This window comes from Arthrobacter sp. PAMC 25486 (assembly GCF_000785535.1).
Classification (GTDB): Bacteria; Actinomycetota; Actinomycetes; order Actinomycetales; family Micrococcaceae; genus Specibacter.
Genome location: NZ_CP007595.1, coordinates 3,664,948 through 3,680,572, shown reverse-complemented (window position 1 = coordinate 3,680,572; position 15,625 = coordinate 3,664,948). Strand labels below are relative to the sequence as shown.

14 protein-coding genes are annotated in these 15,625 nt (G+C 58.9%); 7 read left to right on the top strand and 7 right to left on the bottom strand.

Annotated features, from left to right (window positions below; genetic code table 11):
• Nucleotides 1-10: 10 nt before the first annotated feature.
• Together art_RS16750 and art_RS16745 are read right to left on the bottom strand one after the other, a co-directional pair.
• A complete protein-coding gene (locus art_RS16750; protein WP_052136686.1) occupies nucleotides 11-1,030 on the bottom strand; it encodes a DNA topoisomerase IB in 1,020 nt (339 codons plus the stop codon).
• A 52-nt stretch (nucleotides 1,031-1,082) separates the two neighbouring features.
• Nucleotides 1,083-3,254 carry a catalase gene (locus art_RS16745; protein WP_157875327.1) on the bottom strand — a complete coding sequence of 724 codons (2,172 nt, stop codon included), beginning with the start codon at nucleotides 3,252-3,254 and terminating at the stop codon, nucleotides 1,083-1,085.
• Between the two features lie 164 nt (nucleotides 3,255-3,418).
• Between art_RS16745 and art_RS16740 the strand changes: the two genes are divergently transcribed.
• Nucleotides 3,419-4,657 carry a YbdK family carboxylate-amine ligase gene (locus art_RS16740; RefSeq protein WP_052136685.1) on the top strand — a complete coding sequence of 413 codons (1,239 nt, stop codon included), beginning with the start codon at nucleotides 3,419-3,421 and terminating at the stop codon, nucleotides 4,655-4,657.
• 943 nt (nucleotides 4,658-5,600) lie between these two features.
• Here art_RS16740 and art_RS16730 read toward each other — a convergent pair.
• Complete coding sequence (locus art_RS16730; RefSeq protein WP_038466681.1) at nucleotides 5,601-6,215, bottom strand: flavodoxin family protein; 615 nt, start codon at nucleotides 6,213-6,215, stop codon at nucleotides 5,601-5,603.
• Between the two features lie 214 nt (nucleotides 6,216-6,429).
• Here art_RS16730 and art_RS16725 point away from each other — a divergent pair, with 214 nt between their 5' ends.
• The 3 genes from art_RS16725 to art_RS16715 are packed head-to-tail and all read left to right on the top strand — an operon-like array spanning nucleotide 6,430 to nucleotide 10,116.
• Entirely contained in the window at nucleotides 6,430-7,047 is a 618-nt protein-coding gene (locus art_RS16725) for a 2Fe-2S iron-sulfur cluster-binding protein (protein ID WP_082000374.1), read from the top strand.
• Nucleotides 7,044-8,039 carry a xanthine dehydrogenase family protein subunit M gene (locus art_RS16720; protein ID WP_038466679.1) on the top strand — a complete coding sequence of 332 codons (996 nt, stop codon included), beginning with the start codon at nucleotides 7,044-7,046 and terminating at the stop codon, nucleotides 8,037-8,039. The genes art_RS16725 and art_RS16720 overlap by 4 nt, the downstream gene beginning before the upstream one ends.
• Complete coding sequence (locus tag art_RS16715) at nucleotides 8,032-10,116, top strand: xanthine dehydrogenase family protein molybdopterin-binding subunit (RefSeq protein WP_038466676.1); 2,085 nt, start codon at nucleotides 8,032-8,034, stop codon at nucleotides 10,114-10,116. Before art_RS16720 ends, art_RS16715 begins: the two co-directional genes overlap by 8 nt.
• Before the next feature lie 101 nt (nucleotides 10,117-10,217).
• On the opposite strand, the gene art_RS16710 is transcribed toward art_RS16715, so the two are convergent.
• The 4 genes from art_RS16710 to art_RS16695 all read right to left on the bottom strand — a co-directional run bounded on the left by art_RS16710 (nucleotide 10,218) and on the right by art_RS16695 (nucleotide 13,340).
• Nucleotides 10,218-10,610 carry a low affinity iron permease family protein gene (locus art_RS16710; protein WP_052136684.1) on the bottom strand — a complete coding sequence of 131 codons (393 nt, stop codon included), beginning with the start codon at nucleotides 10,608-10,610 and terminating at the stop codon, nucleotides 10,218-10,220.
• 560 nt (nucleotides 10,611-11,170) lie between these two features.
• Nucleotides 11,171-11,398 carry a hypothetical protein gene (locus art_RS16705; RefSeq protein ID WP_038466673.1) on the bottom strand — a complete coding sequence of 76 codons (228 nt, stop codon included), beginning with the start codon at nucleotides 11,396-11,398 and terminating at the stop codon, nucleotides 11,171-11,173.
• Between the two features lie 66 nt (nucleotides 11,399-11,464).
• Nucleotides 11,465-12,028 carry a Dps family protein gene (locus tag art_RS16700; RefSeq protein WP_038466670.1) on the bottom strand — a complete coding sequence of 188 codons (564 nt, stop codon included), beginning with the start codon at nucleotides 12,026-12,028 and terminating at the stop codon, nucleotides 11,465-11,467.
• A gap of 208 nt (nucleotides 12,029-12,236) precedes the next feature.
• Nucleotides 12,237-13,340 (bottom strand): aromatic acid exporter family protein, encoded by a 1,104-nt coding sequence (locus tag art_RS16695; RefSeq protein WP_052136683.1) that lies wholly within the window; start codon nucleotides 13,338-13,340, stop codon nucleotides 12,237-12,239.
• 346 nt (nucleotides 13,341-13,686) lie between these two features.
• Between art_RS16695 and art_RS16690 the strand changes: the two genes are divergently transcribed.
• From art_RS16690 to art_RS16680, 3 genes are all read left to right on the top strand, one after another.
• Nucleotides 13,687-13,956 (top strand): GlsB/YeaQ/YmgE family stress response membrane protein, encoded by a 270-nt coding sequence (locus tag art_RS16690; RefSeq protein WP_038466663.1) that lies wholly within the window; start codon nucleotides 13,687-13,689, stop codon nucleotides 13,954-13,956.
• 207 nt (nucleotides 13,957-14,163) lie between these two features.
• Nucleotides 14,164-14,565 (top strand): hypothetical protein, encoded by a 402-nt coding sequence (locus art_RS16685; protein ID WP_052136682.1) that lies wholly within the window; start codon nucleotides 14,164-14,166, stop codon nucleotides 14,563-14,565.
• A gap of 92 nt (nucleotides 14,566-14,657) precedes the next feature.
• Nucleotides 14,658-15,557: a glucose 1-dehydrogenase gene (locus tag art_RS16680; RefSeq protein WP_038466660.1), complete on the top strand. Its 900-nt coding sequence runs from the start codon at nucleotides 14,658-14,660 to the stop codon at nucleotides 15,555-15,557.
• Nucleotides 15,558-15,625: the final 68 nt, after the last annotated feature.

Here is a 15,625-nt window from a genome sequence, read left to right as displayed (position 1 = left end):
TGCTCCCCTTTCAGGTGGTGACGCTGCCCTGCGATGCGGACTTCCTATGGGCTCTGGTTCCGGAGGTCAGCAACTCAAGTACAGCGCTGTCACGCTGGCGGTTCAGGGCAGCGACTTTGCCCTGTTCGAAAAGGGCCACCACCCGAGGATTCACGTATGAGTCCTTGGCTATCGTGGGGGTGTCGTGCAGCCACACGGAGGCATCTTGGATGGCCGCGGTGACGGCATCGGGCGATGAGGCTCCCAGCCGATAGGAGCGAGCCAGAGAAATTGTGGCTACCGTGGTTCCTTGCCAGGTGCGAAAATCTTTGGCGGTAAAGCCACTGCCTACTACTGTGCCGAGGTAGGAGTTGACGTCCGAATCGGAGACGGACTGACAGATTTTCCGACGCCCATTTTTGACGATATAGCACAACGCTGGTCCTTGGCGGGGGTTCGCTGGCACTGAGGAAAAGTAGTCCCCCAACAATGTGTCGGATAGATGCACGTCCCAAGCGCCCGCTGATTTGCCCCGGAACACTAAACGGATCTCACCATCTTGGATGTGAACGTGGCGCCGTTGCAACGTGGTGGCGCCGAAGGAACCGTTCTCCTCAGCATAGGCGGCCCCACCCACCCTCAATCCGGCACGGTCAATGAGGCGCACGGCTGCTGCGAGCGTCCGCCGCTTGGCATCGCTGTGTTGTTGGAGGTCTCGTGTCACTATCCTGCGCATGCTGGGGAGCCGTTGGGCGAAGGCCAGAGACCGGATGAATTTCTCGTCATCCCGCAGTTCGCGCCACCGGGGATGGTAAATGTATTGGGTGCGCCCGGCCGCGTCCACCCCGGTGGCTTGAATATGTGCCCGCGGATCCGAGGCAATCCAGACATGCTGCCATGCCGGTGGAACGGCTAGGTCTGCTATGCGTTTGAGTAATTTATCGGAAGTGATTCTGCGACCGTTGGCCGACACATACGAGAAACCCCGACCGGCCCCTTTGCGGGTTATCCCGCCCGTCCCTGGCTCGACTCTGTGTAGCTGTTCCTTCATTGCTCTCTTTCTCGTTGTGTGTCGGCCAACGGTCTGCAGTACCTCTGTCGCTTCAGTCCTCTCCCCGTTGCTGCGGGCTGAACCTTGCCCATACGCGATGCTCTGTAAGTAGCTGACCTAGGCCCTCCACCACTTCCCCCGGGTATCCATGAACTATCCCTGCTGCCTGCGCATCCACAGCGGCGGCGGCCAATACTTCCCCCGCACTGCCCCATCCGCCGATCGCTTTGCCGTGCCGGAATGCTTCTGCTGCCAACACCACGACCCGGGGGTCTAAGCCAGTCATTTCTCCGGTGGCGAGAACGACGGCGTCGTATTCCACGGAGCGGGCAGTGGCGTAGCTACGCTGCACGGGCTCCCCCGTATCAAGGAGCTTGCCGGCTACTGGGGCTATGATCAACGCCAGCATCCCAGCTTCAGTGAGGGCATCTCGTGCTTGGAGTACCTGTTCGGCATCACTTCCGGCGTCGGTCACAATGCCAATGACTCGCGATGCTGTGGGCCACTTCTGACCCAGCTGCGACACAGCCGGGCTTGGGGTTTGCTCCGTAACCGGCTTTGTTGCTTCAGGGGCGGGCAGCCCCAGTTGCTCGGCAACCTGGCGGCACAAATCAGCGTCAATGTTTGCCAGAGCAGCAAGTTGCCGTTCCCGGATGGTTTGTTCGTAGCACTTGCCCAGTTCAAAGGCGTAAGCCTGGGCAACGTGGTCCTGTTCCACTGCGGTAAGGCTGCGGTAGAGCAGCGTTGCTTGGGAAAAATGGTCATTGAAGGTTGCCGGGTTGGCGCGTTCCGTTAGGCCCTGCTGCACAGACTGCGGAATGTCGATGAAGGCACCGGCGTCGGCGCCTGCATGGAAGGGGCAGCCGCCATCCAGAGAGTTGGGTTTGTAAGGGGCCACCCCAGCATGATCGGCGCTTTGGTGCATGCCGTCCCGGAGCATGTCATTGACAGGTGCATGGGGGCGGTTGATAGGTAGCTGGCCGAAGTTAGGTCCGCCGAGTCTACTGATCTGGGTGTCTAGGTACGAAAACAGTCGCCCTTGCAGCAGGGGGTCGTTGCTAACGTCAATGCCCGGCACTAGATGCCCGGGGTGGAACGCCACTTGTTCGACTTCCGCGAAATAGTTTTTCGGGTTCGCATTCAAGGTCATGCGGCCCAGCATTTGCACTGGGGCAAGTTCCTCAGGAACAAATTTTGTGGGGTCCAGCAAGTCAATCCCTGCAAACATCTCATCCTCCGTGTCAGGGAAGACTTGCACACCCAGTTCCCACGAAGGGTAGTGGCCGGATTCGATGGCGTCGGCGAGATCGCGGCGGTGAAAATCGGGATCAATGCCATTGAGAATCTGTGCTTCCTCCCACACCAGCGAGTGCACACCCAAGGCGGGCTTCCAATGGAACTTGACCAGCGCCGTCGTGCCTTTTGCGTTGATCATTCGGAACGTGTGGACACCGAAGCCTTCCATCATTCGGAACGAACGAGGAATGCCACGGTCGGCCATAAACCACAGGGTGTGAGCCTGTGCTTCGGTGTGTAAGGAAACGAAGTCCCAGAAAGTGTCGTGAGCACTTTGCGCCTGCGGGATCTCTCGGTCAGGATGCGGTTTGGCGGCATGGACCACGTCAGGGAATTTGATGGCATCTTGGATGAAGAAGACCGGAATGTTGTTTCCGACGAGATCGAAGGTGCCCTCGTCGGTGTAGAACTTCACCGCGAAACCACGAGTATCCCGCACCGCGTCCGCCGAACCCCGGGACCCCACAACAGTCGAAAAACGCACAAAGACAGGGGTTTCCACTTCCGGAGCCAAGAACCCAGCACGTGTGAGTCCGGCACCTGTGCCGTAGGACTGGAAAACGCCATGAGCCCCAGCACCCCGGGCATGTACCACCCGCTCCGGGATGCGTTCATGGTCGAAGTGGGTGATCTTTTCGCGTAAATGATGATCTTGGAGCAGAGTCGGGCCTCGGCGCCCGGCTTTGAGGGAATGATCCGTGTCCTGCAGTCTGGTGCCTTGTGCCGTGGTGAGGTAGTCACCGCTCTGGCTGCGCGAGTTTTCCGTCTCCCCCGTGGGGGCACCCGTGGGGGAGACAAGTTCGGGCCCGTGCTGATCGGTCTTCGGCGGCAACGGTTTGCGTGGCTGCGTTGGCTCATCATATGAGGGCGGCTCAACCGACGGTGTTCCGGGAACTGGCGGCGGTACGGGCAAACTGGATTCAGTCATGATTCCTCCCACTGATTTGGGTGATTGATGCAACAACACCAACTCTGACCTCGTAGCGAAGCATGGTCAAGACCCCCGCAAGCAGCTGATGGTGCTTAATCCGCGCCAGTACGCGGGCCACTGCACTTAAGAATTCCTATGCTCGGGACAATGTTGCCGGTAGCATGATGCCCGCAACCATGATTGTGCTCTCGATTGTAAATGTCCATCCCGCATCCCTGGCTGAAATGGAGACCGACATGTTGACCTTTGGCATCGAAGAGGAGTTTGTCTTCCTAGATCCCGACACTCTTTCGCCAGCCCATGTGGCCCCCGCCATCCAGAGAGAACTATTGGCCGCGGGGTATAAAATCACTGAGGTTCAGCACGAATTCTTTCAATCACAAATTGAGTTCGCATCACCTATTTTTGACTCCCGGGAAGTGGCAGTCCGTTCACTGTCAACATTCCGCACTGCGCTGATGAGCGTTGCAGCCGAACATGGGGTGGTGGTGGCCGGCACAGGGACGCCCTACCAGAAATCCTTGGCACCGATAATGACCGAGGACAGCCGTTATGAAGAAATTGCTACGGTGGTGGCTGCTCTGAGCCAGGAACATGAAATCAACGGCCTGCACGTCCACGTGGGCATCCCGGACCCGGAGAGCGGACTGCGCTGCCTCAACAGCATTCGCCGCTGGCTGCCCACACTGATGGCCATCTCAGCAAATTCACCGTTCTGGTGTGGCGTGGACACCGGCTTTGCCAGTTGGCGGGCCATTCAATCCCGCCGCTGGACCACGGCGGGATGCCCCCCGCATTTCACCGACGCCCAGGACTACCGCAACCGCGTCAACGCCCTCATAGGCATTGGTGGCACTCCGGACAGCGGCTCCATTGCTTGGTATGCCAGATTGTCCGAACACCAGCCAACCCTTGAGATCCGGGTAGCTGACGCGCAACTACACCCCTGGTCCTCAATCCTCCTAGCGCTGTTGTGCAGGGGCCTAGTCGCAACATGCTTAGACTTTGCCCCCTGTTCGCAACCGGAACCGACCAGCGAATTTATGGATGCTGCCCTCTGGCACGGCGCCCGATACGGAATGAGTAGCCAACTGGTTCATCCCCTTCATCAGAGGTTGGTTCCCGCGTCCGAGGCAGTCGCGTGCCTCTTGGAGACAATCACGCCCGCTCTGGCCGCCAGTGAAGACCTCGCCGCGGTCTCCTCCCTGCTGCTCCAGTTGCAGGTCCGAGGATCCGGGGCTCAACAGCAACGGGCCCATTACGCGGTCGGTGGACGGGACGCTTTGGCGGTACTTTTTTCCAGCAGCGCCGCTCCCAGCATCGGCTTTGGAGACGACGATGGCTATGGCAATGTCGCCAGTATGCCTTGGCCCGGCTCGGCGAGCTCGCCCGTTGGGTAAGCACTCAGTGGCACACTTGGGGGTTCGGTTGCGCGGACATTTCAAGGGCATCGGAAATCAGGGAACGATGTCCGCCGGCAAAGCCACTGGTTCACTGTGACGACGTGACCGGTCCTTGGGGAGTGGCTGCTCCCTCGTCGGCCCAGTCCTAGCCACGTCCGTCGTCGAGCGCAGGATAAGATTCCACGTCGTTTAAATCTGCGATGGTGACCATTTGAGGGAGAGCAATGAACGAACAACAGTTTCAGGTGGGATTCTCCTAGCCTCACCATTACGTACAGAAATCATTCCTAGGAGATATACCTATCAAGCCCCGATCGCTTCGGCTTGAAGGTTCCGGGCGATATCTCCGTGCCTGAGTATCCTGACGAGTTCGTGGCAGTCGGCGACGGGGAGTCGACGCACCCCCTATTCCTGCATCGTTTGCGTGGCGTCTTCTACGCTCGCACCGTCCCCGTGGCCATGGGTGTCCCCTGGGCGGCCCACGCGCCCAAGCTGTGCAAGTGCCTCAGGCTGGGCAAGAGAATTGACGACAATGTCGCGATCGGTCCTCACGGCGTTGAGTCCCTTGTCATCACCGTTGATGGGCAGAGATGCCCCCTTGAGCTCCACCATCTCTGGGCAGCTTGTTCAAGAACTTCGCTATCACCGATGAGCTTGGCTTAGCCCGGAACTCTCTCGCGTCCCGTTATCCTGTGTCATGCTTTTCATCTCCACGTCGATGTCAAGAGCAAGAGACAGAGCGGCCAGGGCTTGCCGCGCAACTTCTGCACCCGTGACTGGGGATCCTCAAAGGCATCGGAGGCAACCCACTGCGGTGCCAGCCGATGGCGCACTGATCCCGGCAGCGAAACTTGTCAATGGATGCTGCCGACAGTGGGCCAATCAGACTGGGCCAAACTGATGGCCAAGCCGGTACAGGATGTCCGCCTACTGTGGCCAATTATCCCGCCGGATAGGGCCGTTCTCGAAGCAACGCAGCCAGATGCACAGAATTTCGGGTAGAGATCCGCGTGGCGTTGGCCGTCACTTCAGGGACCGCTTCAAGGTCTTGATAATCGATGCTATGCATGGCTTCACCCACCCAATAGGTGGCCCCCTGGGCCGGGACGGAATATCCCACTTCGACGAGCCCCTGGGACAGATCGGCGATGACATGGTGGGCACCGTCCTCATTGCCGACCACGGCCACCATTGCGACCTTGCCAAACAGAATGGGCCGCCCTTGACTGTCAGTTTCAGAGAGTTCAGCATCCAGCCGTTCCAACACCCGCTGGGCCAGACTGGATGGATGTCCCACCCAAATCGGGGTGGCCAACACCAAGATTTGGGCGGCCATTAATTTGTCGCGGATGGCGGGCCATGCGTCTGCACCCCCCATGTCCTTCTTCACCCCGGGCTTCACGTCGTGGTCCACAATGCGCAGAATCTCGCTCTGCACACTGTGATTGGAAAATGCTTCGGCTACTTGGTGGGCCAACAAATCACTACTGGATTTCTCCGGCGAAGGTGAAAGTGTGCAGACCAGGATCAGCGCTTTCGTGGATGCATCAGTCATTCTTTCACTCTGCCAGACGCCCGGCCATTGCGCCAGAGCCCTCGCTTTCACCCGCAGCTAAGGCCTCGAAACCCGACGAACGAAGGTGTCAACCGCCGCTCGCCAGAGGGTTGTACGCCGCCGTTCACTGGGATATGTTACGAAATAGACACACTAGGCGTTTGGCACTGACCCGAATTCAAGCCCGCCCGTACCAACCGGAAGTGCTGCATCCATGGAAGTAGAGATCGCATTGCTGGTCGACGAAGTGCAGCGGTCATTGACCGTTGACACCCGCACCACGCTCTTGGACGCGCTGCGGAACCGACTGGAGGTAACCGCACCCAAGAAGGGTTGCGATCACGGCCAATGCGGTGCCTGCACCGTATTGCTGGAGGGTCGGCGAGTGAACTCCTGCCTAGTGCTCGCCGTCACACAGGAAGGTGCTGACGTGACTACGGCCCAAGGACTGGGCGACGGACAGGAGCTGCACCCTATGCAGGAAACCTTTCTGGAGAAAGACGGTCTCCAGTGCGGGTATTGCACTCCCGGTCAGGTGTATTCGGCGGTGGGCATGCTGCAGGAAGCCGCCGCGGGACAGCCCAGCCTCGTCACGGCCATCGGCAGAGGCACAGGCCCAGGCCCAGGCACAGTTGCGATGGAATTGACCGATGAGGAGATCCGTGAACGTATGAGCGGAAATCTCTGCCGCTGCGGCGCCTACGTCAACATCGTTGCGGCGATCCGAGAGGCCATAAACCATGATGCCTCCACCGGGAATGAAGAGCTACGGGAAGTAGCAGAAACACTTGCCGCGCCACGTCCCGACGGTCAGGCAGGAGCCACCTCATGATCCCCTTTGACTATGAGCGTGCCATGGGCGCCGCCAGCGCCGTCGCCACGGTGACCGGACATTCCGGAGCCGCGTTTCTTGCTGGCGGCACCAACCTCGTTGACCATATGAAGCTCGGGATCGCCACCCCGGATTTGCTGGTCGACATCAGTAAACTCCCTCTCGATACGATTGAAGAATTGCCGGACGGGCGTGTTCGGATCGGGGCAACTGTGCGCAACAGCGATCTCGCAGCACATCCGCTGATCCGGCAACGCTATCCCGTGCTTTCCCAAGCGCTGTTAGCTGGCGCCTCCGGACAGCTCCGCAACATGGCCACCACGGGCGGAAACCTGCTCCAGCGCACCCGGTGTGTTTACTTTCAAGATGTAAGCACCCCCTGCAACAAGCGTGAACCCGGCACCGGCTGTTCAGCCCTTGGCGGCTATACCCGCAACCATGCCATCCTTGGCGCTTCGGACAGCTGCGTGGCGGTTCACCCATCCGACATGGCCGTCGCCATGGCGGCTCTGGACGCCAAAGTCGTAGTCCTGGGAGCCCACGGGAAGCGCTCACTTCCGCTCACGGCGTTGTTCCGCAACCCGGGGAATGAGCCGAACCGCGACACCACCTTGGAACACGGCGAGCTCATCATCGCCGTGGACCTGCCAGCGGACACTTCCAGCCTGTCGGCTTACCGCAAGGTGCGGGACCGGGCGTCGTACGCGTTTGCGCTAGTGTCAGTGGCGGCCGTGGTGGACATAGACGACAGCGGGACCTTCCGCGAGGCGCGCATCGCACTGGGCGGCGTGGCCCACCAGCCTTGGCGGGCAGAACGTGCCGAGGAAGTCCTGCGTGGCGCGGAAGCAACTGAGGAGAATTTCCGCCGGGCCGCTGATGCTGAACTTGTATTCGCCTCGCCACTGCCGGACAACGCTTTCAAAATACCCATGGTCCGCAACACCATGATTGCGGTGCTTCGCCAGCTCGCCGGAGGGCAGAACAATGGTTGAACTGCTCAAATGGACGGCTATCGGCTCCAGTCTCCGACGTCTGGACGGTGTGGCAAAAGTGCGGGGTACCGCACGCTACGCCTTCGATCAGCAGGTGGAAAATCCCACCTACCTGTATCCTGTCCAGTCCACCATCGCGTTGGGGAAGGTCAGCAAGATGGACACAGGTAGAGCCGAGGGGGTGAACGGCGTGATTGCCGTGCTCAGCCACCTCAACGCCCCAAAACTGGAGCAAACAGACGATGCAGAGCTTGCTGTTCTACAAGGAACCCACATTGGATTTCGCGGCCAATTCATTGCAGCAGTATTAGCTGAAACGCCTGAGATTGCACGTCATGCAGCCAGTCTGGTGGCCGTGGAATACCAGATCGCCGAACACGATGCAGCTTTTAGAGCGGAGCACCCCGGGCTATATGCGCCCGAACAGGTCAATGGAGACTTTGATACTGACACCACCGAGGAAGATGTTGAGTCCGCACTAGAGGCTTCCGCCGTCGTGATTGACCAGATTTACACCACCCCGGCCGAGCACAACAATCCCATGGAGCCCCATGCCACGGTGGCGCAGTGGCACAATGGCGAGCTGACGCTTTACGACTCCACCCAGGGAGTACACCCTGTCAGGCAGAGCATCGCACCGATGTTCGGGCTAGTTCCTGAGGCAGTGCGGGTAATTGCTCCTCATGTAGGTGGCGGCTTCGGGTCCAAGGGTTTGCCGCACGCCCACGTGGTGCTCGCTGCCTTGGCAGCGCAATGCAGTGGCGGGCGGCCGGTGAAATTCGCACTAGCGCGACAGCAAATGTTCTCTCTGTCTGGTTACCGCACACCCACCATTCAGCATGTCCGCTTGGGTGCGGGCAAGGACGGCCGGCTTGTGGCCATTTCGCAGGATGCGGTGAGTCAGACCTCCAGAATAAAGGAGTTCGCCGAGCAAACGGCTGTCCCGGCCCGGATGATGTACTCCTCGCCAAACCGGCGAACAACGCACCGCCTAGTGCCCTTGGATGTCGCGGTTCCATCGTGGATGCGCGGACCCGGGGAATGCCCGGGCATGTTCGGCCCGGAAGTTGCCATGGATGAGTTGGCCGAGGCATGCGGGCTGGACCCCATTGAGCTGCGGGTCCGGAACGAACCCGACCGTGATCCGGATTCCGGGAAACCATTTTCAAGCCGCCACTTATTGGAATGCTTCAGGACAGGTGCGGAACGTTTCGGCTGGGGCCGGCGTTCCTCTCAGCCGCGGGCCCGGCTCAAAGATGGCTGGTGGGTGGGCTTGGGCGTTGCCAGCGCCACTTATCCCTTCATGCGAAACCCGGGCAATGCCGCACGGATTTCCTTCCAAGAAGACGGATCCTACACGGTGCAAATCGGCGCCGCTGATCTGGGTACCGGCGCCTGGACTGTCCTGACCCAGATCGCCGCTGATGCCTTGCATGTTTCACCGGATCAGGTGCATTTGGAAATAGGTGATACGTCTCTGCCCGTCGCGACGGTGGCCGGTGGTTCCTCCGGCACGGCCAGCTGGGGTGGCACCATCATTGCTGCAGCCCAGGCCTTCCGCCGAGAGCACGGAGCCAATCCTGCACCCGGTGCGCAGACCCAGGCAGAGGCACCCGAAGACCCCGATGCCGAGCGCTATGCGATGCACTCCTTCGGCGCCCAGTTCGCTGAAACCCGCGTGCATGCCGACACCGGAGAGGTCCGGGTTTCCCGCATGCTCGGGGTCTTCTCTGCCGGCCGCATCATTAATCCCCGCACGGCACGCTCACAATTCATCGGCGGAATGACCATGGGCATCGGCATGGCGTTTCATGAAGATGGGGTCATGGATCCCCGGTTTGGCATGATCGTCAACCACGACCTCGCCGACTATCACATTCCCACCAACGCTGACATTACCGATGTAGATGCAATCTGGCTGGAGGAAACCGACCATCGTGCTGGCCCACTCGGGGCTAGGGGAATTGGTGAGATTGGCATCGTGGGAGCTGCGGCCGCGATCGCCAATGCCACCTACAACGCCACCGGACTCCGGGTACGAACGTTGCCGCTCACGCCGGACAAGTTTCTGTTCTGACCGGCGTGAGCAGCACTAGGATGATATTCCGAGTGCCGGTCAGATCATGCATGTTTCTGTCCATGCTTCGACGGCCAAGTCTCTCCTCATCGAGGCGGGGTCTACTGGCCCATAGCTCCTGAATTCTCCTCACCATCATCTTTCAGTCGCTGACGTTGGCTTTCAAGCTCCTTCTCCCCCTCATGTTCGGCATCGTAAAGTTTGGCGTTACTGATCTTCAACTCCAGCATGATGGCATCAAGTTTGACGTGCAGCGCTTCGCTGTCACGGTTTTGGGTGTTCTGGATAATGAACACCATCAAAAAAGTGATGATCGTGGTACTGGTGTTGATAATAAGTTGCCATGTATCGGAGAAGCCAAGCAGTGGTCCGGAAAGCGCCCATAAAATCAGGACAGCTACCGCCGTCGCGAAGATCCATGGACGGCCGAGAACGGTGGCTACCTTGGTAGTGAACCGGGTAAAAATGCCTGGACCTTGATCTTGTTTCTTCACAGTTTCCCCTAACGAGAGCTACTAGAAAGTTTCTAGAAACCTCTGAACTAACCATGTGGACTACACGTCGGCGAGGCCACCATCTCTGTCTGGGCAGTTGACCGCCGCAAACAAGCAAATTCTTAGACGTTCATACGAAAGATTTAGGTGATGAGAATACCGCGCCGGGACCCTTCGATGTCATCCCCCGTGCGCTGAGCTGCCCGCATACTTTCACTTGGAGCTTGCTCGTCACGTACGGGCAGCAACTGCCGGCGGCTCACTGAGGGACCTCGACGGTTGTCCATTGGGCCGCGGCAATAGCTCAAATAGGCGCTGCCACAATGTGTTCTTCTACCAGGCCAAGGAATAGAGAAGGGCACCTGTAGGAGCATCGGAGCCAAGGCAACCATTGGCGCTGTGCAAGTGGGCCCCTGACTGGCACGCAGGGCTCCCCACACTTCCGCCGCCCTCATGTGCCCCGCCCTGAAAGCAGGGCGGGGCACATGAGGGTTCTGTTAAACCGACGTTTTAAGGGCATTAGAAATCACAGAACGATGCCCGCCGACAAAGTAGCTGGTTTACTCTGACGACGTGGCCGATCCTTGGGGAGTGGCTCCGCCCTCGTCGGCCCAGTCTTGGCCAAGACCGTCATTGAGCGCAGGATCAGATTCCACATCTTGTGAAACGTTGGTGGGCACCGTTTGCGGCCCGTCATTTTCAAGTCCAGATGCATCGATTCTGTCTCTGATGGATTCTTCGGCAGCGTCGCGGCTCTCTGGATGGTCGAAATGCTCCGTGTTTGACATGTTGATGCTCCTGATCTTGATCTCGTACTCACTCTTGTCGTACTGCTGGTTCGCTACGTTCTACTTTTATTTCCTGGACTTTGCCGCAGCGGAGGTTTCCGTATGCGTGTCAGCGTCACTCAGTGTCCCCCCAGCGTTTTCCAGATGCGCGCGCATGAACCACTGAAACAGCTCCAGTTTCGCTGTCTGCCCAATGAGCATGTCCTCGGTGATGGGGTCAAGTTCTCCTGTGAGTGCGATGGCATCGCGGTGGCTGGAGACCACGCCGTCGTAGACAAGATCCAGAGCGGCCAAGTGCTCCATCGTGGAGGCGCGTCCCAACCCGTAATCGTCCCAGTCCCGATCCCTGACCAGCGCACCGGGCAGCCCATTGGGCGAGACACCGAGCGTCGCGATACGCTCTGCTGTTTCGTCAATCATCGCCCGGACCAGTTCGATCTGGGGGTCAAGCATGGTGTGGACACCTATAAAATCACGCCCCACCACATTCCAGTGTGCGTGTTTCAATGTCAGTTGGAGGTCATTCAAGGAGTGAAGCCTGCCTTGCAGGGTGGCTGCCACCTGATGGCCGTCCGTCAAGGACAGGCCGGGGACAGTAAATTTCGCCGTGGAAGTTTTCTTGGAAACCATGGGAACTCCTCTCGAAGCGGCCGATCTGCAGCGGCCGGTGTATTTCCCACGGTAATGATTCGATCACAGGAACGCCATCCCCACTCAGTTTCTGCCTCACCCCTAATATCGGGCTATAGATGGCCAGGCCCAGCATCCTTAGGCGTTTTCGATGTGGTCATTCTGCCAGAATTCAATGGCCCGGCTATATCTGGAACAGTCAGCCAGCTCAAGGGCCGCCGCCGTCGGAACGTAGATGACGGGTAAGTGCAGTGAGGATCCGCTGCACATCCAAGGCAGCGGCGGCTCCCGGTGCTAAAGAGTCAACCCCGGCGCCTTGAGGTGCTGCTGCGTGGCTGGCAGCGATAGCATCTGTCAAGTCCCTCAGGCGTGTGGACACACGGACAATAGGCTCCTGATGGTCATCGCCGTCCTCCCACGACTGCAGCAATCCGGCTGTTGCCGACAAGCACCGCCCTAGCGGTTCACGCAGCATCACTTCCAGCCGGAACTCGTTAGGCCCTTCCCAGATCGCTCCGGCCAGGACTTCAGAAAGATCCCGAACGTGGAACGTGATGTCCTCCAAAACAGCTAAGTCACCATAGCTGTTTGCAACCACGCCGTGGCGTGAACGGCGGAATGCACGCGGGTTAGCCCGTTGACTTTCCGCCGCGTTGTGCACGGCATCCCTCACCTCAACAATGGCATCATCAAGCGCATGCCGCCGGGCCGCCCATTCTTCATGCTGTGGCGGCCACTCTTCACCCGAAGCGGCCGCCGCATCCTCTAGCTGGCTGATGAGTGTCAGCCGCGCCCTCGATATCTGTGCCCGGGCTGCATCCAGCGCCAGGGGCGGAAATATGCCCACATTGATCACGAGACCCACCACAACGCCAAATCCCATCTGAACGGCATACCCAATCGAAAATGCGTCAGCGTCTTGGCCCCCAATGATCAACACCAAAAGGACCGCTACGGGGACGTACTCCCGACCAGCTCCGAGTCGAGGCATCCCCGCCAGTAAAACCCCCAAGCCAACTGCCGCAGAGATGGAGACCACGTTCGGATTTCCCAACAAAAGCACCCCGGCAGCCAAAACAATACCCAAAAGCAAACCAGCCAGAGATTGCACCGCTGTGCGCACCGATCCCATGAACGTTGGATACATGCTCACCAAGACCCCCAAAGGCGCGTAATAGGGGTAATCATCAACCACTCCAGGGAGGTGGGGTGCCAAAGACCAAGCAACACCCACCGCCAAGGCAGTCTTGGCGGCGAGCAACACTCGTTGGCCCGTCACCGTGGATTTCATCCATGCACCCAACGTTGCCATGACACTCCCTTGCATTGGCTCTTATCGTGCACCTTTCCGTGCTGAGCTCAAGAATGCCAGCGAACCCGCCCGTATTCAGGGAGAACTCAGGGATCGAAACCACCATCCAGTCAAAAGGGCGGCAAGCACCTCCACCGGAGAGTGGAATGTCTGTAGGCCCAGACTTGTATTTGAGAAGGACATTACGCCTCCTCGCCGCAATAAATGAAACACCTACTGGAGATTTTTGCCCCCGTTGTGGTTAGGCTGTCATTGTCAGCCGTTGCACCTGAGGGCGGCGCCTTCCGGAAACTAGCTTCCGGATTTTTACCGAATAAAGTTAGCCATTCTTTTCTAAGGAGGAGTCATGGGTTTCATCGGATGGATCGTATTGGGCCTTATCGTGGGGGTCATCGTCAAGGCAGTCATGCCTGGCCGCGTCGGGGGTGGCTGGATCACCAGTCTGGTCTTGGGCGTTGTCGGCGGCGTGGTCGGTGGTTGGATCGGCGACTTGTTGTTCGGAGACGGAAAAATGGAATTTTGGAATCTCGGTTCCTGGATTCTCGCAATCGTTGGTGGCTTGGTGGTGGCCGGAATCTACGGCGCCATTACCGGACGGAACAAAACTGCAGCCTAGGAGTTGCCCCGGTCGCGGTGCTGACCGCTCAACCGCAACCAGCACCGCGACAGCTTTCCTCTTTCCTCCATCTGCTTGCCGGCGTTTCGCTACTCCAACGCGAACGATCCAGCGAAACCCCCGGGCGCACAAACGCGGAGCAGCGAAGAGGGCAGGAAGCATAAACACCTGAGATGACCGAGGTTCTCCACACAGAAGGATAGCGTCATGAAATCGAAGTTAACATTTCTCGCCGGACTGACTGCCGGATATGTACTGGGCACCCGTGCAGGTCGAGGCAGTTACGAAAAAATCAAGGCCTCCGCGAAGGAATTATGGAACAGAGACGCCGTCCAGGCGACTGTCTCCAACATCCAAGAATCCATTAAGGATCAAGCGGGCCATGCGGTGCACAAACTGATAGACCAAGTCTTACCAGCCCCCAAGCGAGAATCGACGAGTACTGCCAACCCGCTGGACTCTGTCTCCGATGCCACTGCCGCCACACCTCTGGATATCGCCTCTGAGGTATCGGATGAATTTCCGGACGCAGCGCTCAACGGTGGCGAGGGCCAGAACTGGACCGGCCGGGGCAATCCCGGACCTGCACATCCGAAGGCTGGTATGTGAACGGCAGTCACCACCGGCTTGGGCCAGCTGCCATGATGGCCGATCTGCACCATGAGTTCAAGTGTTTGCAAGTTCATTGAAAGGAATTACTGATGACGAACAATGACCAGTACACATTTCAAAACCCTGTCACCCGCTACCCCAGCATCAGCCCGCCCCTCCAAGATCAGCCCGAGCCAGGATTGGACCGTGATTTGACGCCTCACACGGACCGTGGCGAGAAGTCCTACCGGGGCACTGGCCGGCTCGCCGGCCGTAAAGCCTTGATTACCGGGGCAGATTCCGGCATTGGTGCCGCTGTTGCCATTGCCTTCGCCCGTGAGGGGGCGGACGTGGCGCTGTCCTACCTCCCGGTCGAGGAACCTGACGCGCAAAAGGTTGCAACCATCATCCGTGAATGCGGGCAAAACGCCGTGGCCTTGCCCGGGGACATCTCAGAAGCTTCCACAGCACGTGAATTGGTGGCTAACGCCGTCGAACAGCTAGGCGGTCTGGACATTGTCGTGAACAACGCCGGTCGCCAAATCGCAGTGGAGAAACTGGAGGATCTCAGTGATGAGCAGTTCGAAAATACATTTAAGACAAATATCTTCTCTATGTTCTGGATTACCAAGGCAGCCCTGCCACATTTGGCTCCGGGTTCAACCATCATCAATACCACCTCGATTCAGGCTTACAACCCCTCGCCTACGCTAATCGACTACGCCTCCACCAAGGCAGCTATCAATAACTTCTCCAAGGGCCTCGCCCAGCAATTGGCTCCACGCGGCATTCGCGTCAACGCCGTGGCGCCCGGGCCGATTTGGACTCGGCTTCAGGTCAGCGACGGCCAGCCCAAAGAAGCGCTGCCTAAGTTCGGTAAGGACACCCCGCTCGGCAGGGCGGGCCAACCGACGGAACTAGCACCGGCATTTGTTTTTCTCGCCTCACCTGAATCCAGCTACGTGTCCGGGGAAACACTGAACGTCAATGGCGGAACCCCCTCCCCCTAATCTGTGCACCGCCCAAAAATGGCTTCAATCAACGAGCTGCCCCTCTCACGCCAGCTCCGCTGGTGAAG